19 protein-coding genes are annotated in these 21,822 nt (G+C 70.5%); 6 read left to right on the forward strand and 13 right to left on the reverse strand.

Going from position 1 to position 21,822, the window contains the following annotated elements; translation table 11 throughout:
• Nucleotides 1-142: 142 nt before the first annotated feature.
• The gene (locus WDJ58_RS02405) at nucleotides 143-1,525 is read left to right on the forward strand and encodes a phosphoglucomutase/phosphomannomutase family protein (RefSeq protein ID WP_338916030.1); all 1,383 of its coding nucleotides are present in this window, start codon (nucleotides 143-145) and stop codon (nucleotides 1,523-1,525) included.
• Nucleotides 1,526-1,536: 11 nt separating this feature from the next.
• Here WDJ58_RS02405 and WDJ58_RS02410 read toward each other — a convergent pair whose 3' ends face one another.
• From WDJ58_RS02410 to WDJ58_RS02420, 3 genes are all read right to left on the reverse strand, one after another.
• Nucleotides 1,537-1,926, reverse strand: a complete 390-nt coding sequence (locus WDJ58_RS02410; RefSeq protein WP_338916031.1) for a GNAT family N-acetyltransferase — start codon at nucleotides 1,924-1,926, stop codon at nucleotides 1,537-1,539.
• Nucleotides 1,923-2,123, reverse strand: a complete 201-nt coding sequence (gene samp2 / locus WDJ58_RS02415) for a ubiquitin-like small modifier protein SAMP2 (protein WP_338916032.1) — start codon at nucleotides 2,121-2,123, stop codon at nucleotides 1,923-1,925. Before samp2 ends, WDJ58_RS02410 begins: the two co-directional genes overlap by 4 nt.
• Nucleotides 2,124-2,220: 97 nt before the next feature.
• Nucleotides 2,221-3,324 carry a bactofilin family protein gene (locus WDJ58_RS02420; protein ID WP_338916033.1) on the reverse strand — a complete coding sequence of 368 codons (1,104 nt, stop codon included), beginning with the start codon at nucleotides 3,322-3,324 and terminating at the stop codon, nucleotides 2,221-2,223.
• A 165-nt stretch (nucleotides 3,325-3,489) separates the two neighbouring features.
• On the opposite strand from WDJ58_RS02420, the gene WDJ58_RS02425 reads away from it, so the two are divergent.
• The 3 genes from WDJ58_RS02425 (at nucleotide 3,490) to WDJ58_RS02435 (ending at nucleotide 8,103) form a co-directional block, all read left to right on the forward strand.
• Nucleotides 3,490-4,470, forward strand: coding sequence for a replication factor C small subunit (locus tag WDJ58_RS02425; RefSeq protein ID WP_338916034.1), 981 nt, complete (start codon nucleotides 3,490-3,492; stop codon nucleotides 4,468-4,470).
• Nucleotides 4,471-4,591: 121 nt separating this feature from the next.
• Nucleotides 4,592-7,372 (forward strand): alanine--tRNA ligase, encoded by a 2,781-nt coding sequence (alaS, locus tag WDJ58_RS02430; protein WP_338916035.1) that lies wholly within the window; start codon nucleotides 4,592-4,594, stop codon nucleotides 7,370-7,372.
• A gap of 71 nt (nucleotides 7,373-7,443) precedes the next feature.
• Nucleotides 7,444-8,103, forward strand: a complete 660-nt coding sequence (locus tag WDJ58_RS02435; protein WP_338916036.1) for a bacterio-opsin activator domain-containing protein — start codon at nucleotides 7,444-7,446, stop codon at nucleotides 8,101-8,103.
• A 233-nt stretch (nucleotides 8,104-8,336) separates the two neighbouring features.
• Here the strand turns inward: WDJ58_RS02435 and WDJ58_RS02440 are convergent, their stop codons facing one another.
• On the reverse strand, nucleotides 8,337-9,446 hold the full coding sequence (locus WDJ58_RS02440; RefSeq protein ID WP_338916037.1) for an aminotransferase class V-fold PLP-dependent enzyme: 1,110 nt from the start codon (nucleotides 9,444-9,446) through the stop codon (nucleotides 8,337-8,339).
• Between the two features lie 202 nt (nucleotides 9,447-9,648).
• Here WDJ58_RS02440 and WDJ58_RS02445 point away from each other — a divergent pair, with 202 nt between their 5' ends.
• On the forward strand, nucleotides 9,649-11,565 hold the full coding sequence (locus WDJ58_RS02445) for a CocE/NonD family hydrolase (RefSeq protein WP_338916038.1): 1,917 nt from the start codon (nucleotides 9,649-9,651) through the stop codon (nucleotides 11,563-11,565).
• 31 nt (nucleotides 11,566-11,596) lie between these two features.
• Here WDJ58_RS02445 and rnz read toward each other — a convergent pair whose 3' ends face one another.
• From rnz to WDJ58_RS02490, 9 genes are all read right to left on the reverse strand, one after another.
• On the reverse strand, nucleotides 11,597-12,523 hold the full coding sequence (rnz, locus tag WDJ58_RS02450) for a ribonuclease Z (RefSeq protein ID WP_338916039.1): 927 nt from the start codon (nucleotides 12,521-12,523) through the stop codon (nucleotides 11,597-11,599).
• Nucleotides 12,524-12,844: 321 nt separating this feature from the next.
• Nucleotides 12,845-13,783, reverse strand: coding sequence for a branched-chain amino acid transaminase (locus WDJ58_RS02455; RefSeq protein WP_338916040.1), 939 nt, complete (start codon nucleotides 13,781-13,783; stop codon nucleotides 12,845-12,847).
• 111 nt (nucleotides 13,784-13,894) lie between these two features.
• A complete protein-coding gene (gene ribB, locus WDJ58_RS02460; RefSeq protein WP_338916041.1) occupies nucleotides 13,895-14,587 on the reverse strand; it encodes a 3,4-dihydroxy-2-butanone-4-phosphate synthase in 693 nt (230 codons plus the stop codon).
• Nucleotides 14,587-15,309, reverse strand: a complete 723-nt coding sequence (locus WDJ58_RS02465; protein WP_338916042.1) for a DUF120 domain-containing protein — start codon at nucleotides 15,307-15,309, stop codon at nucleotides 14,587-14,589. Before WDJ58_RS02465 ends, ribB begins: the two co-directional genes overlap by 1 nt.
• 157 nt (nucleotides 15,310-15,466) lie before the next feature.
• Nucleotides 15,467-16,435, reverse strand: coding sequence for a 4-demethylwyosine synthase TYW1 (twy1, locus tag WDJ58_RS02470; RefSeq protein ID WP_338916043.1), 969 nt, complete (start codon nucleotides 16,433-16,435; stop codon nucleotides 15,467-15,469).
• A gap of 227 nt (nucleotides 16,436-16,662) precedes the next feature.
• The gene (locus WDJ58_RS02475; RefSeq protein ID WP_338916044.1) at nucleotides 16,663-17,904 is read right to left on the reverse strand and encodes a hypothetical protein; all 1,242 of its coding nucleotides are present in this window, start codon (nucleotides 17,902-17,904) and stop codon (nucleotides 16,663-16,665) included.
• 143 nt (nucleotides 17,905-18,047) lie between these two features.
• Nucleotides 18,048-18,380 (reverse strand): AzlD domain-containing protein, encoded by a 333-nt coding sequence (locus tag WDJ58_RS02480; protein WP_338916045.1) that lies wholly within the window; start codon nucleotides 18,378-18,380, stop codon nucleotides 18,048-18,050.
• Nucleotides 18,377-19,072, reverse strand: coding sequence for an AzlC family ABC transporter permease (locus WDJ58_RS02485; RefSeq protein ID WP_338916046.1), 696 nt, complete (start codon nucleotides 19,070-19,072; stop codon nucleotides 18,377-18,379). Before WDJ58_RS02485 ends, WDJ58_RS02480 begins: the two co-directional genes overlap by 4 nt.
• 136 nt (nucleotides 19,073-19,208) lie before the next feature.
• On the reverse strand, nucleotides 19,209-19,982 hold the full coding sequence (locus WDJ58_RS02490; RefSeq protein ID WP_338916047.1) for an HpcH/HpaI aldolase family protein: 774 nt from the start codon (nucleotides 19,980-19,982) through the stop codon (nucleotides 19,209-19,211).
• Between the two features lie 188 nt (nucleotides 19,983-20,170).
• On the opposite strand from WDJ58_RS02490, the gene WDJ58_RS02495 reads away from it, so the two are divergent.
• Nucleotides 20,171-21,814, forward strand: coding sequence for an acyl-CoA synthetase (locus WDJ58_RS02495; protein ID WP_338916048.1), 1,644 nt, complete (start codon nucleotides 20,171-20,173; stop codon nucleotides 21,812-21,814).
• The last annotated feature ends 8 nt before the right edge of the window (nucleotides 21,815-21,822 follow it).

Genomic DNA, 21,822 nt, shown 5'->3' on the forward strand with positions numbered 1-21,822 from the left:
TCGAACGGGACGATCCGACGTGACGCTCGGCCAGCGAGCGCCAGCCACACCCGACTACTCGCCGGTAGGCCGTCACGGCCGCTCGCGTGACCCGAGAGCACGACCCGGCCGGTTTTTTCACCACCCCGCCCGACCCACGGGTATGGACGAGATCACGTTCGGCACCGACGGCTGGCGGGCCACCCTCGACACCTTCACCTCGCCGCGGGTCCGTGCGGTGGGACAGGCGGTGGCCGACTACCTCGAGAGCGAGGGCCACGGCGGCGAGACCGTCGCCGTCGGCTACGACGCCCGGGGGAGTTCCCCGGGGTTCGCCGACGACCTCGCGGACGTCCTCACGGGCAACGGCTTCGACGTCCTCCTCCCCGAGCGTGACCTCCCGACGCCGGCCGTCGCGTGGACGGTCCGCGAACGCGAGCTAGCGGGGGGGCTGATGCTCACCGCGAGCCACAACCCCCCCGAGTACAACGGCGTGAAGTTCCTCCCCGGTGACGGCGCGCCCGCGCTCCCCGAGGTGACCGAACGGATCGAGGCTAACCTCCGCGAGGCCGACCCGGAAGGGCCGGCGGGTGAGCGCCGCGAGGAGGACCTCGTGGGACCGTACCTCGACCACGCCGCCGAGTTCGTCGCGGACGTCGAGGGGGCGTTCGACCTCTCGGGGCTCCGGGTCTGTTACGACGCGATGCACGGCTCCGGTCGGGGGGTCACCGACGAACTCCTCGAACGGGCCGGCGCGGAGGTCGAGCGCCTCCGGACCGACCACGACCCCGAGTTCGGCGGGACCTCCCCCGAACCGCGGGCCGACCGCCTCGAACACCTCGTCGGGCGGGTCACGGACGGCGACGCCGACCTGGGGGTCGCCAACGACGGCGACGCCGACCGGGTCGCCGTCGTCACCCCCGAGGGGTTCGTCGACGCCAACCTGCTCTACGTCGCCCTGTACGACTACCTCCTCGAATCGCAGTCCGGTCCTGCGGTGCGGACCGTCTCCACCACGTTCCTCGTCGACCGCGTCGCCGAGGCCCACGGCGAGGAGACCTACGAGACCGCGGTCGGGTTCAAGTGGGTCGCAGACGCGATGCGCGAGCACGACGCCCTGTTCGGCGGCGAGGAGTCCGGCGGGTACGGCCTCACCGCGCACCTCCGGAACAAGGACGGCGTGCTCGTCGCGGGGCTGGCCGCGGCCGCCCACGCCACGAAGCCCGTCGAGGAGCGCCTCGCCGCGATCCGTGAGGCGCACGGCGAGGCCCACCAGGACCGCATCAGCGTGGACTGTCCGGACGAGCGCAAGGAGGCCGTCCTCGCCGCGCTCGCCGACGAACTCCCCGACTCGGTGGGGGGCGTCGACGTGAGCCGGGTGAACGACGTCGACGGGTTCAAGATACTGCTCGAGGACGGCTCCTGGTTACTGGTCCGGCCCTCCGGCACCGAGCCCAAACTGCGGGTCTACGCCGAGGCCGGGAGCGAGGAGCGGGTGGCCGAACTGCTCGATGCCGGACGGGAACTCGTCGAGCCGCTCGTCTGAGAACTCCGCTCTCAGGGCTCACCATCGTCCGCGTCGTCGGCGCAGTAGACCCCGCGGAGCCGTCCGTCCTCGACCGCGTGGACCTCGAACCCGAGCGACTCGTAGAACGGCCGTTCTCGATCCCTGAACTCGGCGACGAGCCGTCCCCGACGAGTCGCGGCGGTCTCGACCAGCGCCGTCCCGATGCCCTGTCCGCGCCGCGACCGGCGGACCGCGACCGCGACGATCTCCTCGCCGTCGAGGACGAGCGTGCCGAGCACCCGACCCTCCTCGTCGGCGACGAGCGTCGTCGTCGCGTCGCCGGTGAGGTCGGCGTCGAGGTCGAGCATCGCGCCGTCGAGGACGCCGAGGACCGCCGCACGTTCGTCGGACCGGGACTCGCGAACGCGCACGCGGCTCACCCGCCCTGCACCAGCCGGAGGACGGTCACGCGGTCCGCTTCGACGGGCGCGTCCTCGGGGACGGGCGTCCCGTCGACGAGCACCGAGACCTCGTGGACGGAGTAGCCGACCGCGCGCGCCACGTCGCCGTAGGTCGCGTCCGCCGGGAGGTCGAGGTCGTGCTCGCGGTCGCCGGGGACCGCACACGTGACGCGCATACCGGCCCGTGGGTTCGGAGGGGGGAAGAACGTGGCGTCGAGCGGTCGGGACGGCAGAACGGGATGGACGGCGGGCCGCGGGGTCAGTGGATCGGTCTCAGGCGGATGGTGCGCTCTCGCCGGCGTCCGGATCCGCGGGGTCGACCGGGTCGGTCCCCTCGCCCGAGCGCCCGCGGTAGGCCTCGTAGGTGACGAGCGCGAGCGCGCCGAGGCCGAGCAGGAACACCACGATTTCGACGAGTCCGCCGACGAGCGGCAGACGAACGCCGACCGCGACGGCGAGGAAGCCGACGAGCAGCGCCACCCAGCGGTTCTCGACGTCGGCGAGTTCGGTCAGCCACTCGCCCACGGCGAACCGGCCGTAGACGGTCCCGACCCACGCGACGACGGCGAACAGGAGCGCGCCGACCACCGTGATCGGGATGCCGATGATGGTGATGGCGAACAGCACGAGCGCCAGGGGGACACCGACGAGCGCGAGGAGACCCACGCCACCGGAGCGCAGCGGGTCGCTCACGGCCCGGTCGGCGACCCGCGAGGAGAACCCCGGGAGCACCAGCAGGAGTATCGCACCGAGCACGAGCCCCACGAGGAACCCGTAGACGTCGAGGATCGTCTCGCCGACGCCGCCCACGGGTTCGAACTCGGGCCCCTGTGCGATGCTCCGGTCGCGGACGACCCGGCCCTCGACGGTCCCCTCGTTGACGAACTCGCCGGCGTCGTAGCGCAGGTCGCCCGCGACGACCCCGGTCGAGCCGACGACGAGCGTCTCAGCGCCGACGGTCGCGTCGCCCCGGACGGTCCCGTAGATCGCGACGCTGCCGGCACCCGCATCGAGCGAGCCGACGGTGCCAGATTCGAGGACCGACACGTCGCCGGCCGCCCCGGAGACGCTCCCGTCGACGGTACCGGCGATCCGGACCGACCCGGCCGCGGCGCTCACATCGCCGCCGACGCGGGCCCCCTCGGCGACGAAGACGTCGCCGCCGAAGGCGTTCACGTTCCCGGTGACCGTCCCGCGGACGACGATAGAACCGGCGAAGGCGTCGAGGTCGCCGCGGACGGTCTCGTCCGGACCGACAACGACGGTACCGCCAGTACGGGTCTCGGCGGCCGCGAGGCCGGGAACGACCGACAGCGCGAGGGCGAGTACCAGAAGGAGCGCGAGCACGCTCCGAGAGGTTGGACGGGGGACGTTCATGACCGAACGTTCGTTCTCCGGCAGTTCTTATCCTTCTCCTTGGTGGACAATGGGTCGCGCGGCGTGGTCGCCCGGAGCCGACGTGCGGCGGCTCGGTCCGAGGGAGAGCCGGTGGGGGCGGCCCGTCTCGAGGCCTTTATGCGCGGACGGGGCCTCTCTCCACCCATGAGCGAGGCCACGGACGCCGACGCGCCGGCGCGGGGGCGGGAGGTCTGGATCGAGAAGTACCGCCCACAGCGGCTGGAGGATGTGGTGGGCCACGAGCACATCACCGAGCGCCTGCGGTCGTACATCCGGCGGGACGACCTGCCGCACCTCCTGTTCGCGGGCCCCGCGGGGGTGGGCAAGACCACCTCGGCGGTCGCCATCGCCAAGGAGGTCTACGGCGAGGAGTGGCGCGAGAACTTCCTCGAACTCAACGCCTCCGACGAGCGGGGGATCGACGTGGTCCGCGACCGCATCAAGAGCTTCGCGCGGTCGTCGTTCGGCGGGTTCGACTACCGCATCATATTCCTCGACGAGGCGGACGCGCTCACCAGCGACGCCCAGTCCGCGCTCCGGCGGACGATGGAGCAGTTCTCCAACAACACGCGCTTCGTCCTCTCGTGTAACTACTCCTCGCAGATCATCGACCCGATCCAGTCCCGGTGTGCGGTGTTCCGGTTCTCGCCGCTGGGCGACGAGGCCGTCGAGGAAACCGTCCGGGAGATCGCCGACGCGGAGGGGATCGAGGTGACCGACGACGGCGTCGAGGCGCTCGTCTACGCCGCCGACGGGGACATGCGCAAGGCGATCAACGGCCTCCAGGCCGCCGCGGTGCTCGGGGGAACGGTCGACGAGGAGGCGGTCTACGCCATCACCTCGACGGCGCGCCCCGAGGAGATCCGCGAGATGGTCACGCTGGCCCTCGACGGGGAGTTCACGGCCGCGCGCGCCAAGCTGGACGAGCTACTCGTCGACTCGGGCATCGCCGGCGACGACATCATCGACCAGCTCCACCGCTCGGTCTGGGAGTTCGGCCTCGACGAGCGCGAGGCGGTGCGGGTGATGGAACGCATCGGCGAGACGGACTACCGCATCACCGCGGGGGCCAACGAGCAGGTCCAGCTGGAGGCGCTGCTGGCGTCACTCGCGCTCGGTGAGTGACTCGCCCGCGACTCCCCATCGACTCGCCGTCGGGGAACCTGGACCCGACCGCGCCCGCGAGCGGTGACCCGGACCGCGCGTTCGGAACCCTTTTGGAACCAGTCGGCCGAACTGGACGGTAATGAGCGATCTCACGGAGGAGTACCAACTCGAGTACTTCCGGGAGGAGGGGTTCCACAGGAAGGAGTGTCCGTCCTGTGGCGACCACTTCTGGACACGCGACCCGGACCGGGAGCTCTGCGGCGAGCCGCCCTGCGAGGAGTACGACTTCATCGACGATCCCGGCTTCGACCACGAGTACACGTTAGAGGAGATGCGCGAGGCGTTCCTCTCGTACTTCGAGGAGCGCGGCCACGAGCGCATCGAGCCCTATCCGGTGGCGGCGAACCGCTGGCGCGACGACGTCCTGCTGACGCAGGCGTCGATCTACGACTTCCAGCCGCTCGTCACCTCCGGGCGGACGCCGCCCCCGGCCAACCCGCTCTGTATCAGCCAGCCCTGCATCCGGATGCAGGACATCGACAACGTGGGCAAGACGGGCCGGCACACGATGGCGTTCGAGATGATGGCCCACCACGCGTTCAACACCCGCGAGGACGCGACGGGCTACGCCTACGAGGGCGAGGTCTACTGGAAGGACGAGACCGTCGAGCTCTGCGAGGGGCTGTTCGCGGAGATGGGCGTCGACACCACGGAGGTCACCTACATCGAGGACCCGTGGGTCGGCGGCGGCAACGCGGGGCCCGCCATCGAGGTCATCTACAAGGGGCTCGAACTCGCCACGCTCGTCTTCATGTCGATGGAGGCCGACGAGGACGGCGACTACCTCCTGAAGGACGGCAACCGCTACTCGAAGATGGACACGTACATCGTCGACACCGGCTACGGGCTGGAGCGGTGGACGTGGATGTCCCAGGGTACGCCCACCGTCTACGAGGCCGTCTACCCCGAGATGATCTCCTTCCTGAAGGACAACGCCGAGCTCGAACACACCGAGGCCGAGGAGGAGCTGGTCCACCGCGCCGCGAAGCTCGCCGGCCACATGGACATCGACGAGGCCGAGGATCTCGAAACCGCTCGCGGCGACATCGCGGCCGAGCTCGACGTCGACGTCGACGAGCTCGAGGCGCTGATGGAGCCCCTGGAGGACATCTACGCCATCGCAGATCACTGCCGTACGCTGGCGTACATGCTCGGCGACGGCATCGTCCCCTCGAACGTCGGGACGGGCTACCTCGCGCGGATGGTGCTCCGGCGCACGAAGCGGCTGGCGGACAACGTCGGCGTCGACGCCCCGCTCGACGAACTGGTCGACATGCAGGCCGAGCGGCTCGGCTACGAGAACCGCGACACCGTTCGTGACATCGTCCGGACCGAGATCGAGAAGTACCGCGAGACGCTCGATCGGGGCGGCCGCCGGGTGCGCGCGCTCGCCGACGAGTACGCCGGGCGCGAGGAGCCCATCCCCCTGGAGGAGATCGTCGAGCTCTACGACAGCCACGGCATCCAGCCGGACATGGTCGAGGAGATCGCCGAGGAGCGGGGCGCGAGCGTCGAGATACCCGACGACTTCTACGCGCAGGTCGCCCAGCGACACGGCGGCCCCGCGACCGAGGAGACCGCCGACCCCTACGCGGACGTCCGGGACCGCATCGCCGAGCTCCCCGGCACGGAGAAGCTGTTCTACGAGGACCAGGGCCGGACGGAGTTCGAGGCAGTCGTCCTCGACGTCATCGATCGCGGCGAGGACGGCTACGACGTGGCGCTCGACCAGACGATGTTCTACCCGGAGGGCGGCGGCCAGCCCGCCGACGTCGGCACGCTCTCGACCGACGACGCCACGGTGGAGGTAGAGGACGTCCAGGAGGTCGACGGCGTTGTGCTCCACCGGACTGACGACGCCCCGGGGAAAGGCGAGTTCGTCCGGGGACAGGTCGACGGGACGCGCCGTCGCCGGCTGATGCGCAACCACACCGCGACCCACATCGTCGGCCACGCCGCCCGACAGGTGCTCGGCGACCACGTCAGACAGGCCGGCGCGCAGAAGGGCCTCGACAGGTCACGCCTGGACGTCACCCACTACGAGCGGATCTCCCGGGAGGAGGTGAAGGCCATCGAGCGCGTCGCCAACGGGATCGTCCGCGAGGACTCCCCGGTCAAGCAGGAGTGGCTCGACCGCAACGACGCGCAGGCCCGCCACGGGTTCGACCTGTTCCAGGGCGGGATCCCGCCGGGAACGCAGGTCCGGGTCCTCACAGTCGGCGAGGACGTCCAGGCGTGTGCGGGGACCCACGTCGCCCGGACCGGCGAGATAGGCACCATCAAGATCCTGGGAACCGAGCGGGTCCAGGACGGCGTCGAACGGATCACCTTCGCGGCCGGCGACGCGGCCATCGACGCCACACAGCGCGTCGAGGACGCCCTCTACGACGCCGCCGAGGTGCTCGACGTCGATCCAGAGGCGGTCCCGGACACCGCGGCGCGGTTCTTCGAGGAGTGGAAGGAGCGGGGCAAGCGCGTCGAGGAGCTCAAGGAGCAGCTCGCCGAGGCCCGCGCGTCGGGCGGTGGTGGCGGCGAGGAGGTCGATATCGGCGGGACGACGGCGGTGATCCAGCGGCTCGACGCCGACATGGACGAGCTCCGCGCGACGGCCAACGCCATCAGCGAGGAGGGGAACGTGGCGGTCGTCGGCTCCGGGCGCGACGGCGCGACGTTCGTCGTCGCGGTCCCCGACGGGGTGGGGATCAACGCCGGCGACGTCGTCTCGCGGCTCGCCGGGAAAGTCGGCGGCGGCGGCGGCGGCCCGCCGGACTTCGCCCAGGGCGGCGGCCCGGACGCGGACGCGCTCGACGACGCGCTCGACGACGCCCCGGACGTCCTCAAGCGCGTCCTGAACGCCTGAATCGCGGCCTCGCCCGATCCCCCTGGACCGACGTTCGCGAGGGATTTCTCCCGTCGGAGCCTACGGTACCCATGACCGTCATCGCCGAGTACGCCTTCCTGCCCGAGTCGTTCCCGCTCGGCGAGGCCGTCCGGGCCCCGCCGGGCACCCGGATCGAGCTCGAGCGGGTCGTCCCGACCGATCAGGGCTCGCTCCCGTACGTCTGGGTCGAGGGCGACGACCCGGACGAGTTCGTCGAGACCCTCCGCGTACAGCCCGCCGTCGCGTCGGTCGACGTGCTCGACCGACACGACTCAGCGGTTCCCCTCCGGGTCCGGTGGACGGGCGTGGAGAGCGTCGTCCGCTGGTTCGACCGGAGCGACGCGACGCTGCTCGAACTGGTCGGCGACGCGGAGGAGTGGATGCTCCGGTTCCGGGGTCGGTACGAGGACGCCGAGGCGTTCGACGCGCACTGTCGCGACCTGGAAGCGGCGTTCAAGCTACGCCGGCTGTACAGCCCGAGCGACGGGACGGCGGTGCTCGGACCGCGGGTCACGGAGACACAGCAGGAGACGCTCCGGCTGGCCTACGAGGCGGGCTACTACGAGGAGCCCCGCGAGACGACGCTCGGCGAACTCGCGGCCGAACTCGGCGTCGGCGAGCGGGCCGGCTCACGCCGGCTCCGTCGGGGCGTCCGGAGCCTCCTCGCCACCACGTTCGGGGACCGGTCTTCGGCCCGCGAGGACGTGTAGGCGTTCCCCATCGAACGAGCGTCGTGATACCGCGCGGTACCGTTCGGGACAGTGTCGGTGGACGACGGCCCCGGAATCTCCCGCGGTCGTCAAGCCGGAGGCCCCGCTCGACCTCCCCCCGTGGGCCCCGGGTCACCGACGCCGTGCGGCGAGGCGATCATCGACGGCGAGGCGTCCCGAGGTGGTACCCGGGAGAGCCCGATCGCCCAGCGCCCGGTAGCCGCTCCCGGAGCTCAGAACGGGAGACCGTCGAGCAGCGCGTCGATATCGTGCTCGTCGTTGAACGCGTGGACCGACGCCCGAACCGTGTTCGAGCGGGGGACGTCCCGGATGTGGACGTCCCGGTCGAGGAGCCGTTCGACGGTCCCCTCGGGGTCGTCGACCTCGAAAGCGACCAGGCCGGACTCGAACTCGCGGGGCGAGACGAGCCGTTCCTCGGGGATCCCCGTCTTCAGCCGGTCGGTCAGCTCGCGGATGCGCTCGCGTATCGTCCCGAGGCCGATCTCCTCGTGTACCGCGATGGCCTCGCGGAGCGCCGCGTACGGCGCGAGGTTGGCCGTCCCGACCTCGAGACGGCGGGCACCGTCGTGGTAGTCGAGGGGTGTCGCCGTCGAGTCGTCGACGCTCCGGTAGCCGACGTGCCGGGGGCGGAGCTCGTCGGCGAGGTCGGGGTCGACCCAGACGAACCCCGAACCCCAGGTCCCGAGGAGCCACTTGTGACCGGCGGCGACGACGACGTCCGCGCCCCACTCGCGGGGGCGGACGGCCTCCTGGCCGGGCGACTGGACGGCGTCGACGAGGACACGCGCGCCGGCGTCGTGGGCGACGTCGGCCACCTCGCGCAGGGGGAGGCGGCTGCCGTGGAGCCAGGAGATCGAGTTGAGACAGACCAGCTTCGCTCCGTCCACGGCGTCCTTCAGGTCGTCCATGTCCGGGCTACCGGAGGGACAGGCCACCTCGCGGACCTCACAGCCCTCCTCTTCGAGCCGGGCCCACGGGATGACCCCCGCGGGGTGTTCGAGATCCGTCCGGACGACGGCGTCGCCCTCGGCCCAGTCCATCGCGTTCGCCACGCGGGAGATCCCGTCGGCGGTGCTGCCGGCGAGGGCGATCTCGCTCGCCGAGGCGTCGAGCAGGCCGGCGACCGCCTCGCGCGTCGTCTCGTAGCCCTCGTAGGCCGAGACGTACGGCCCGGGGTCGATCGTCGCCTCGTGCTCGTGTCGGGCCAGTTCCTCGCTCGCCGCGCGGACGATCCGCCGGGGCGAGGGACCGCTCGCTCCCGTGTTCAGGTAGACGCACTCCTCGCAGACGGGGATGTCCGCACGGAGCTCTTCGAGGTCCATGTGGGCCGTTCGGCCACCGGTCCCTTATGCCTGCCTCAGTGCGCGAGGGTCGGTCGGGTCGGCGTGGATCACGGCAACGCGCGGAGTCGGGCCGCGAGCGTCGACCTCGTTCGAGGGAGGCGGCGATTGCGTGACGGGGAACGCGAAGGGAGCAGGAGGGGTTGGGGGTACGCTTTTGTGCCCGGTTTCCGCTACCGGGGACATGGCGACAACGATTGAACTCGACCCCGTCTCCGAGCCCGAATACGGCGTGACGGTCCACCAGGACCTCGGCGTCGAGGTCCGCGACGGCACGCGCCTCTCGACCGACGTCTACCGGCCCGCCGATTCGGACGGGGAGCCCATCGACGATCCGAAGCCGGCGCTGCTGGTCCGGACACCCTACGACAAGCGCGATCGGACCCGGATGGAGGACCACGGCCGGTGGTACGCGAAGCGGGGGTACGTCGTCGCCATCCAGGACGTGCGCGGCCGCTACGCGAGCGAGGGTGAGTTCTACCTGCTCGTGAACGAGCCCGAGGACGGCTACGACACCGTCGAGTGGCTCGCCGATCGGCCCTACTGCGACGGGCAGGTGGGGACGATGGGGACCTCCTACATGGCGTGGGTCCAGAGCGCCCTCGCGACGCTCGACCCCCCGTCGCTCTCGGCGATGTTCGTCAACCAGGGGGCCGCGAACGGCTGGGAGGCCGTCCTCCGCCACAACGGGGCCTTCGAGATGCGCTGGCTCACCTGGGGGCTCACCATCGGCGGCGGGTTCGCCAGGCGCGCACTGGAGGATTCCGACGTCCAGCGGGCGCTCGCGGACGTCGACACCCGCCGGGTGCTCGAGAACGAGCCCGTTCTCGCGGGACAGTCGCCGCTCCGGCACATCCCGGACTACGAGACCTGGGTCCGGGAGCTGATGACGACCCCCGGCGACGACGAGCTCTGGGACTCGCGGGGGCTGAATTTCACTAAATACGCGGCGGAGAGCGCGGACGTCCCGACCGTCTACGCGGGCGGGTGGTACGACTCCTACACGAAGGCCACGAGCGATAGTTTCCGCACGTTCTCGGAGGCCAAGGGGAGCGACCACTACCTGATCGTGGGCCCGTGGACCCACGGTGGGGTCGCCTCCTGGAGCAAGCCCTACTCGGGCGAGGCGTGGTTCGGCGAACCCGCCGTCACCGCGTACCTGGAGACCCGACTGGCGTTCTTCGACCGCTACCTGAAGGGCGAGGAGTGCTGGGACCGCGACCCGGTCACGTACTTCCGGATGGCGGCGGGCGAGGAGCCGACGACGGCGACCGGGACCGGGTCGGGCAAACTCCGGCACGGCGGCACCTGGGCCAGTGCGAGCGACTGGCCGCTCCCGAGTACGGAGGAGACGCGCTACTACGCCCACCCCGACGGGACGCTCGCACCCCACGAGCCCGACGCCGAGGAGGCGAGCACGACGTACGAGTTCGACCCCGCCGATCCGGTCCCGACGCTCGGCGGGAACTGCTCGTCGTACTACACGTTCGAGCAGCGAGAGGAGACGATCGAGGAGCTCCCGCTCGCCGACCGGCCGACGCTGAGCATCACCGGGAGAGGCGGGTTCGACCAGCGGACTCGGGAGGGTACGTTCGGGGCGGACCCGCCGTACGGTCCGCTGGAGGAGCGCGACGACGTGCTCGTCTTCCGGACGCCCCCCCTAGACGAACCGGTCGAGATCGCCGGACCGATCCGGGTGAGGGTGTACGGCTCGACGGACGCTCCCGACACGGACTTCACGGCGAAGCTGATCGACGAGTACCCCTCCAGTCCCGATTTCCCGGGCGGGTTCGCGCTCAACCTCTGTGACTCGGTCTGTCGGGCGAGGTACCGGGGCTACCGACGGGAGCCCGATCCCGTGGAGCCCGGCGAGGTGTACGCGTTCGACATGGAGCCGTACCCGACGGCCAACCGGTTCGCGGCGGGCCACCGAATCCGACTCGACGTCTCCTCGTCGAACTACCCGCGGTACGACGTCAACCACAACACCGGGGAGTCGCCGGGCGGCCGGGAGCGGCGCGTCGCCACCAATACCGTCCACCACGACGCAGAGCACCCGACGCACGTCGAGTTGCCGATCCGGCCGCTCTCCGGGGAGTGAACGTGCCCGGACGGCCGATCGCCGCGTGCGGCTACGCGTCGGGGTAGGGGACGTCGAGTTCGTCGCCGTCGTCGGGGACGAAACACCGGCCGTCGAACGCCTCGCGGGCCTGGCGGGCCAGCGGCGCGACGTCGCCGGCGTACCGGGAGGAGACGTGCGTGAGCGCGAGCCGCTCCGTGCCCGCTTCGGCGGCCACTTCGGCGGCCTCCCGCGCCGTGGAGTGACCGGTCGGCCCCGCCCGTTCGGCCCAGTCGTCGGCGAACGTCGCGTCGTGGATCAGGAGGTCGGCACCGTCCGCCGCCTCGACGGTCGCGTCCGCGGGACGCGTGTCGCCCGTGTAGACCACCCGCCGGCCGGGGCGGGGCTCGCCGACGACCTGTTCGGGGCGGACGACCGTGCCGTCCTCGAGTTCGACCGGCTCGCCCCCGTGGAGCGTCGAGAACTTCGGGCCGACCGGGACGCCGAGTTCCTCGGCCCGCTCGCGGTCGAACCGACCCTTGCGGTCGTCCTCGACGAGGGCGAACCCCACCGAACGGGTACGGTGTTCGGTCTCGAACGCCCGGACCTCGAAGCCCTCGCCGCGGTAGGCGACGTCGCCCGGCCCGACCTCGTTGATCCGGATCGGGAAGCTCGGGCGGGTCGCGCTCCCGTCGATGAGACTCCGGATCGCTCGACGCTCCCCGTTCGGGACGTGAAGCGCGATACTCGCCTCGCGGTCGTTGAAGTCCCAGGTCTGGAACAGGCCGGGGATGCCGAGCGTGTGGTCGCCGTGGGTGTGCGTGACGAACAGGTGCGAGACGTCGAACCCGGTGCCAAAGCGCATCATCTGTCGCTGGGTCCCCTCCCCGCAGTCGAAGAGGAGGCGCTCGCCCTCCCGGCGGACGAGGACGCCACTCGTGTTCCGGCGGACCGTCGGGACCGCACCGCTGGTCCCGAGGAACGTCACGCACAGGGACATACCTCGACCTGCGGGGCGGACCGGTTATACGCCCTTCGGAACCTGGCATCCGGGAGCGAGTTCGGGCTTGTGCTTCGTCCTCTAAGCGGGATAGTGAGGCGGGTGTGCTGGGGGAGAACAGCGGAGTGAGCGGACCAACAGCAGGCGATGACGGGGGGAGGCGAGGGGTGTCCGACCCGCGGGTACCGGGGGCCCTGGGGCTGACAGGCGGTGTCCGGTCGCATTCGGCGGGGGGCGACACCACGCTCTCGCGAGACCCCCGCGACGGTCGTCAGGTCACACCGGGGGGTGGTCGCGGTCTCCTACGAAAAGGTGAGGGGGCTACTCCATCTCGACGTAGGTGAACCAGTCGTCGTGATCGTCCGTCCGGCGCTCGACGACGTCGAAGAACCGCGACTGAATGTCCTCGGTCACCGGCCCCCGGGAGCCGTCGCCGATGACGTTGTCGTCGACGGTCCGGATGGGGGTGACCTCCGCGGCGGTCCCGCTGAAGAACAGTTCGTCGGCGGTGTAGAGCTGTCCGCGGCCGATGCTCGCCTCGTCGTGGACCGTGTAGCCGAGGTCACGGGCCAGCTCGATGACCGTCCGGCGGGTGATCCCGTCGAGGATGGACTCGGAGAGCCCCGGGGTGTAGATCTCCCCATCGTTGACCATGAAGATGTTCTCGCCGGGACCCTCGGCGACGTCCCCCTCCTTGTTGAGGACGATGGCCTCGACGTAGCCGTTCCGGCGGGCTTCCTCGCCGGCCAGCATCGAGTTGATGTACGGCCCGGTCGCCTTGACGTTCGTCGGGATCTGCGAGGAGTGGTGCTTGCGCCAGGAGGAGACCATCACGTCGACGCCCTCCTCTAGGGCCTCCTCGCCGAGGTAGGTTCCCCAGGGCCAGCAGGCGATCATGGTCCGCGTCGGGCACTCCTTCGGGGAGACCCCGAGCGAGTTGTAGCCGTAGTAGACGAGCGGGCGGATGTAACAGGATTCGAGCTCCTGCCGGCGGATGAGCTCGGTCGTGGCCTCGGTGAGTTCCTCGGGGTCGTGCTCGATGTCGTGGTCGAGGGGCCGCGCGGACTTGTAGAGCCGGTCGAGGTGCTCGTCCCAGCGGAACAGCGCGGGGCCGCGTTCGGTCTCGTAACAGCGGACCCCCTCGAACACCGCCGTGCCGTAGTGGAGGCTGTGTGTCAGGACGTGGACCTGCGCCTCGTCCCACGGGACGAACTCCCCGTCCATCCAGATCGTATCGACGTCCATCTCGTCGAATCCCATACCCGGGGGTCGGTGGCCCGCGTAATGAGTGTTGACGGTCCGTGCCAGGGCGTAACGGACGTCCCGACCGGGTGAAGGGGAGGAGAGAGGGAGGGGAAGGGTGAGAAGGTATCAGCCCAGCCGCTCGACGAGGGCCGACCCCTCGACGTAGACGAGGCCGTGTCGCTCGGCGTACGCCCGGGCGTCGGCCGGCGAGCGAGCGCCCCCGGTCTCGTCGTCGAGCATCTCGCAGACGACCACCGCGGGGGGTCGGTCGGCGGCTGCCGCGAGCGCGATGCCGAGCTCGGTGTGGCCGCGGCGGTCGGCGAGCAGGTCCGGCGCGGCGCGCAGGAGGTGGACGTGGCCCGGCGCGCGGAACGTCTCCTCGAACGTCCCCCGATCGGGGGCGGCCGCGAGGGCCCCGAGTTCGGCGATGGTCAGCGCGCGGTCCTCGTCGGTGATGCCCGTGAACGTGTCCCGGTGGTTCACCGTCAGCGAGAACGACGACCGCTCGTCGTAGCCGAGTTCGTGATCGGCGGTCAGCGGGTGGTCGAGCGACTCCTGGATGAACGGGAGCCCGAGCGTCTCGCTCACCGAATCGGAGAGGGCCACGCAGACGAGGCCGCCGGCGTCGTTTCGCATCCGGGCGACCGCGCGGGCCGTGACCGCACCCGCGGGGTAGATGAAGTCCGTCTCGCCCTCCCGGTCGGCGGCGTCGTGGACGAGGATCGGTTCGCCGCGGCGGAACGCCGCGACGGCACGGCCGACCGGGTCCGTCGTGTCGACCTCGGCGTCGACCGCCTCGGCGTCGGTGCGCCCGGGCATCACGCCGCACCCCCGTCGCCGCCGTCCTCGACGTGGACGGTGACGTGGTCGCCGTCGTCGAGTCCGAGCGCGTCGCGGAGCTTCTGCGGGGCGATGACCTCGAGCTGGTCGGCCCCGTGGTGGGTCCGCTCGGGGGCGATGACGTGCGCCCGATCGAAACGCTCGCCGTCGGGCGTCTCCAGCGCCGCCGGCCAGCAGAACGCCGGGCCGTAGGTCCGGTCCTCGCCCTCCCAGCCGTCGATGGGGACCGGGTCGATGGCGTCCATCCGGGCACGCGCCCGGACGCTCTCCTCGTCGAGGTCGAGGTTGAGCGTCCCGGCGAACGGCGCGTAGCCGAGCCGCGACTCGAACTGCTCCATGTACCCCGGCAGGGTGATGTAGTGGCGTCCCTCGCCCATCCCGCTGGTGACGACGCCCGACAGCGAGACGCCGGCGTCCCGCTCGAAAATACGGCGGTAGTCGGCGTACTCCCGCTGGAGGGCACGCTCGCCCTCCTCGGTCACGCCGACCCGCTGGCCGTCGCTGAGTATCTCCCGGTCGAGCAGGCCCGCGTCCTCGAGGCGCTGGAGCCGCCGCGAGGCGGTCTGGTTCGAGGCCTCCAGCCGGTCGGCCAGCCCCGCGCAGGTCACCGTGGTGCGCTCGCCCAGCGCACCCTCCAGCGCGAGGAGTTTGAGCACCGCCAGCTCGTCGTGGCCGACGGCGTGCCCGGTCCGTGTTCCCATGTCCGGAGCGAGGAACTACCGCGGCATAAGCGTAACGAACGTGGGGAGCATTCCACATCTGGTACGATGTAGGGGTGCGTCCCAACCCCTCCAGTCTACCAGGGGTTCGCCCTCGACTTGAGTCCACCGACGGCGACGAGGAGCGATCCCGGGGCTCTCAGGCGTAGGGGTTCCGCCTCCAGAACTCGCTTCCGCCCTTGAGTTCGGGGACCCAGGTGTCCTCCTCGCGGGCGAGCAGCGCCACACGGGAGGCCTCGACCTCCCGGAGGACGTCGTGGTCGGGGAGGTACGTGCCGAGCTCACGGGTGAATTCGACGACCCGCTCGTGGGCGGGCATCGCCGAGCGGTCGAGCCGACCCCGGGAGTGCCCGACGTGCATGTACGCCTTCACCTCGACGAAGTCGGCGTCGGCGCGGTCGCACATCGCCGCGTACCACTCGGGGTGATGGTCGTTGATCCCCCCCACGAGCGTCGTCCGGATAACCGTCCGGGTCTCCTCCTTTCCGGCGAGGACGTCGAGCGTGTCGATCAGCCGGTCCCAGGCGTCCTCTTCCATCGCCCCCACCGTCTCGCCGAACGTCTCCCGATCGGCCGCGTCGACGCTCACGTACAGCTGGGTCGGGTCACACCGTTCGAGCACCTCGGGGCGCGTCCCATTGGAAACGAGGAACGTGGTGATGCCGCGTTCGCCGAACGCCTCGATCAGTTCGGGCAGGTAGGGGTAGAGCGTGGGCTCGCCGTCGAGCGAGATGGCGACGTGTCGTGGCTCCATCGCCTCCTCGAACACCGTTCGGGGCACGTCCTCGTTCCCGCCGAACCCCGAGAGGAGCTTCCGCTGGAGCTCGATCGAGGCGTCGACGACGGCCTCGGGGTCGTCCCACTCGACGCCGTCGAGTTCGTAGGCGTGGCCCGCGTGGTCCCGCCAGCAGAACACGCACCGCTCGTTGCACTTCACCACCGGGGTCATCTGGATACACCGGTGGCTCTGGATGCCGTAGAACGTGTTCTTGTAACACCGGCCCTCCCCACGCATGGCGTTCGCGGTCCACCCGCAGGTCTGGGCCGCGGTGTGGTTGACGTGGTGATAGTCCGGGTCGTCGACCTGTCTGGGCCCGGAGTCGCTCATTGCCACCATGGGAGCGGGTCGAGGCTTAAGGGTTCTTCTCTCACTGGTCGTGGAGACGAGGATCGGCAGACGAGAGAGGAGAGGGAGAACAGACCGTCACTCCGGACACAGAGAGGCCGTAAGGTCGGGCAGTCGGCGGAGGCAGTCATACGGATGGTTGTAGTCTTTTACCGGTGGCCGCCGACCCCGTCCGGGCGATCACCGGTACATCGTTACAACCGTCCGTATCAGACAGGGTGCCGGAGTCGCCACGAATCCGTCGCGGGATCGATCCGGTGCGGTTCGGCCCCGCGGTCGTCGAGGATTCCGGCGTGGTAGAGGATCGCCTTCAGCTGGAACACGGTGGGCGAGTGGTAGACGTGCCCGTCGGTCAGTTCGCCGATACGCAGTTCGCCGTCCGCGTCCAGCACCCGGGAACGGGCGTCGTCGGTCCCACGGACGAACAGTTCGACGGCGAACGTCGGGTGGTGGACGTGGAGCCACTCGACGAGGTCGACGAGCGTCGGGTCCGGGATGCCGTCCGCGTGCATCTGCTGGAGCTCCTCGACGAGCAGTTGTGTCGCCGGATACGCCCACACGACCCGCCGGACGAGCAGACCCCACTCCGGCGCGAGGTCACAGAAGCGTTCCCGTGAGCCCCGCCACTCCTCGAAGGCCCGGAGTGCCTCGTCGACCGACCCGTACCGGTCGAGCGCGAACCGGACCGCCTCGCGGCCGAGCGGCGTGAGCTCGACGCGGTCGGGCCGCTCGTCGATCAGGCCCAGGAACGCGGCCCCGCGCCGGGCGTCGCTCACGGCCCGGACGACCCGGTCGGCGAGCACTACGTCGGTCTCGTCGGGGTGGTACAGGGCGAGCGGATACGCGATGTAGTTCTTGGGGTGGTTCAGCCCGAACGACCGATCGGCGACGCCCTGCGCGCTCGCCTGGAACCGGATGGCGGTCGCCTCGTCGGTCGTTCGGTTGCCGATCACGCGGGGGATCTCCATCGGCTCGACGGTTCCGTCCGTGCCGACGCCGAGAACCCCGACGTTCAGCTCCCGCGCGAGCGTCCGGTCGGTCTCCGTGACCGCGTCGGCGGGGGCGGCGAGGTACGCCGCGTTCGCCTCGCCGAGTCGATCGTACGCCTGTACGATACCACGCTCCGTGTCCACCCCTCTGTCCGTATACCCCTTCGCCTCGACGACGACCAGCGGGGGCTCGTCGCCGAACCGCTCGACCGCGAGCCACTCGGACTCCAGTTTCCGGACGCCGACCAGGTCCGGGTAGCCGCCGCCGATCCGGACGTGGTTGAACGGGGCGAGCGCCTCGCGGACGGACCGCTCGACGCGCTGGTCCGAGCGCCACGCCTCGGCCGAGAACTGCGTGTCGACGACGGCGTACGTGTCGGGCTCGTCGGGGTCGGGGAACAGCCGTCGCTTGGCGTGGGCGAGGACGTGCGGTTCGGTGAGGCCGGTCGCCGCGCTCGCCATGCCCCGGCTTCACCGACGGCGCTCAAAAGGGTTGAGGACGATCCGCGGGGGAGAGTTCGATGCGGGAGCCGTGACAGTTGCCGAACGGCCGGTGACGGCGGGCACTCCGACGGCGCTCGTTCGTTGTCGTAGAAGAGGAGGACTCACAGCCAGAGCAGCAGCCACAGCGCGGTCATCCCGATCCCGACCGTCGCGAGCAGGTTCTCCGTGTACCAGGCGACGCCGAAGGCGAGGAGTCCCGCGACCAGCCGCTCGTTCCCGGGCCCGATGGTGACGCTCCCCCCGCTCAGGAACAGGTTCGGCGCGACGAGCGCGGCCAGGACGACCGGTGGGACGAACGGGGTGATCCGTTCGAGCGTCGGCGGGAGGCCTCCCAGACGGTCGATACCGAGCAGGAACGACGCCCGGAGGGCGAAGGTGACGAGGCTCACGCCCGCGACGACCAGCCAGACGTTCGGTACCTGCGCCGCCGTCACGCGGATCCCTCCGACGGACGGGACTCGGCCAGCACGCCCACGGCGGTCCCACAGAGCACGGCGGCGAGCAGCCCGAGGTTCACGGGCAGTCCGGCACCCGCGACGGCGACGACGAGGGCGCTGCCGGCGGCCAGCGCGGTCGGACCGTTCTCGATCTGCGGGGCAAGGAGCGAGACGAACACCAGCGTGATCGCGAAGTCGAGCCCGAGCCCGTCGCCGACGACCTCCCCCACGAGCGCGCCCACGAGCGTCCCTCCGACGAGCGCGGCGACGAGTGGCAGGCTCACGCCGACGAGGTACCACCCGCGGTGGCCCTCGTCCGGACCGACCGCCTCGAACCGGGCCTCCGCGAGCGCGTAGTTGAGATCGAACAGCGGGTAGGCGATCACCGCCCGCCAGGACCGGGAGAGGTGGCTGACCTTCGGGGCGAGCGAGGCGCTGAAGATCACGTACCGGAGGTTGATCAGGACGATCGTCGCCAGCACGACCCGGAGCGTCGCCCCCTCCCGGAGCAGCTCCACGGCCGCGAGCTGTGCCGTCCCCGCGAACGCGAACAGCGACAGGGCGGTCGCCGAGAGCGGGGTGAACCCCGTCCCGACCGCGGTCGCCCCGAACAGCATCCCGACGGGAACGATCGGCGGGACGGCGGGGGCCACGGCGCGGAGCCCGGCGATGCACTCTGAGGTGTCCATCGCGAGTACCCGCGACGGCCACGAGTAAAAACCGGCGGACAGGTCCATCGGTACCCACGTTCGGGACGGGTGACTGACCGGGTACCGCTACTCCCTGTCGTCCGGAGTGAGAGCCGGGATCCGCCCGCGCGGGCACTCACTCGTCGACGGCGTCCTCGAAGTGCGCCTTGGCTTCCCTCGCCCCGTCCTGGAGGTAGGCCACGTCCACGCCGACGGTCATGAAGTCGACGCCGGCGTCCAGCCACCGGTCGATCCCCTCGGCGTCGAGCGCGAGCATCCCGACGGGAACCTCCGCCTCGTCCGCGGCCTCGACGGCCCGGGAGAGCGCGTCCCGGAACGCGTCGTCCTCCCACTCGCCGAACGCCCCCACCGAGGCGGAGAGGTCGCCCTGACCGACCTGGATGGCGTCGACGCCGTCGACGGCCAGTATCCCCTCGATGTTCTCGACGGCCCGCTCCGTCTCGATCTGGACGATCGTCGCGATCCCCTCGTTGGCGTTCTCGAAGTACTCCCCGAAGGTCCGGCCGTACCCGGAGGCCCGGGCGGGGGCCGCGCCGCGCCGGCCCTCCGGCGGGTAACGCATCGCTTCGACGATACGTTCTGCCTCCTCGGCGGTCTCGACCATCGGGAACATCAGCCCGGCCGCGCCCATGTCGAGGGCGCGCTTGATCCGCCCCGGGTCGTGGTCCGGGAGGCGGACGATCGGTGCGGTTCCGCCGTCGCCCGCGTCGGTGGCCCGGATCATCGACTCGAGTTCGTCCACGCTTATCGAGGTGTGCTCGGTGTCGATCACGACGAAGTCGAAGTCGAGGCCGGCGCTCGTCTCCGCGATTGCGGGGTGGGCGAGCGAGATCCAGTTGCCGACGACGGGTTTGCGGGCGACCAGCGCCTCTCTGAAATCGGGGTCCATGGAGCCGACGTTGCTCCAGCGGGTAGCAAAAGGGTTTATGAGTCCAGTTGACAGACCGCTACGCCAGGGGGACCGGATTTCGATGGATCGACCCGGAAGGGGGGGACGGCGGGGTGAGGTGGGACGGAAGGGGGCGAAACGGCCCCGGAGAGTACTTATCACGGGCGCTCTCGAACCGGGGGTCACCGATGGTGTCCGGGACGGAGTACGCGGACGTCTACGAGTCGTTCGACTGGGAGTCGGTGCTCGAAACGTACGACTGGGACGCGCCGGACGAACTGAACATGGCTCACGAGGCCTGCGACCGCCACGCCGGGTCCGGCGACGTCGGGTTCGCGTGGGTGTCCGAGAGCGGGGATCTCACCGAGTACACGTTCGCCGAGCTCCGGGACCGATCCAACCGGGTGGCCAACGTGCTGACGGAACTCGGCGTCGAGCGGGGCGACCGGGTGACGACCCTCCTGCCGAAGATCCCGGAGACGATCGTCACCGTCCTCGGAATCTGGAAGACGGGCGCGATACACGTCCCCCTGTTCACGGCGTTCGAGGAGGCGGCGCTGGAGTACCGCATCGAGGACTGCGAACCCGAACTGCTGGTCTACGGTGCCGACTACGGCGCGACGGTCGACTCGCTCGACGCCGCGGCGGACATCGGGAGGGTCGCGGTCGGAGTGAGCGAGACCGGGGACGACACCCACTCCTTCGAGACCCTCCTCGCCGACCAGTCCGCGGAGTTCGACGTCGTTCGAACGAGTATCGACGACCCCTCGACGATGCAGTACACCTCCGGGACGACCGGGCGGCCGAAGGGCGTCGTCATGACCCACCGGGTGCTCGCCACGCTCTACCCGCACACGAAGTACGCGCTGGACGTGAACGAGGACGACCTCGTGTGGGGTGCGGCGGACCCGAGCTGGTCGTACGGGCTGTTCACGACCGGGTTCGCGCCGATGGCGCTCGGCGCTACTCGCTTGCTTCACGCCGGCGAGTTCGACGCCGAGCGCTGGGTCGGGATCCTCGATGAACACGACGTCACCGTCCTGGGGGCGGTCCCCAGCGCGTACCGGGGGATCATCGCGGCCGGCGAGGACGTGCTCGAAGGGCGATCGTTCGAGAGCCTGCGGGTGTTGAGCAGCGCCGGCGAGCCGCTGAACCCCGAGGTCTACGACTGGTTCGAGGACCGGCTGGGCCTCCCGATCCACGACACGTACGGGCTCACGGAGGCGGGAATGATCGTCAACAACTACGCCGGGCTGGACGTGGAGACGAGAGCCGGCTCGATGGGCAAGCCCTGCCCCGGGTTCGAGGTCGACCTGCTCGACCCCGAGACCCGCGAGCCGGTCGGAATCGACGAGATCGGCGAGGTCGTCGTGAAGCCGCGAGAGTGGGTCCTCATGGACGAGTACTGGGGGATGCCCGAGCGGACGGAGGGGGCGTTCTACGACGGTTGGCTGCTGACCGACGACCTCGCACGCCGGGACGAGGAGAGCTACTACTGGTACGAGGGTCGCAGCGACGACGTCATCATCTCCTCGGGCTACCGGATCGGCCCCTTCGAGGTCGAGAACAGCCTCATGGAGCACCCGGCCGTCGCCGAGGCCGCGGTGATCGGCGTCCCGGACGACCAGCGCGGTCAGATCGTCAAGGCCTACGTCGTTCCCGTAGAGTTCCCGGCGGACCCCGAGGGGACGCTCGACGAACTCCAGTCCCACGTCAAGGAGCGACTCGCGAGACACGCGTACCCCCGCGAGATCGAGTTCATCGACGAACTCCCGACGACCGCGACGGGGAAGGTCCAGCGGTACAGGCTCGAGGAGCGCGAGCGGACGTAGCCCCGCGG

It is taken from the genome of Salinirubellus litoreus, assembly GCF_037335815.1.
Taxonomy (GTDB): Archaea; Halobacteriota; Halobacteria; order Halobacteriales; family Haloarculaceae; genus Salinirubellus; species Salinirubellus litoreus.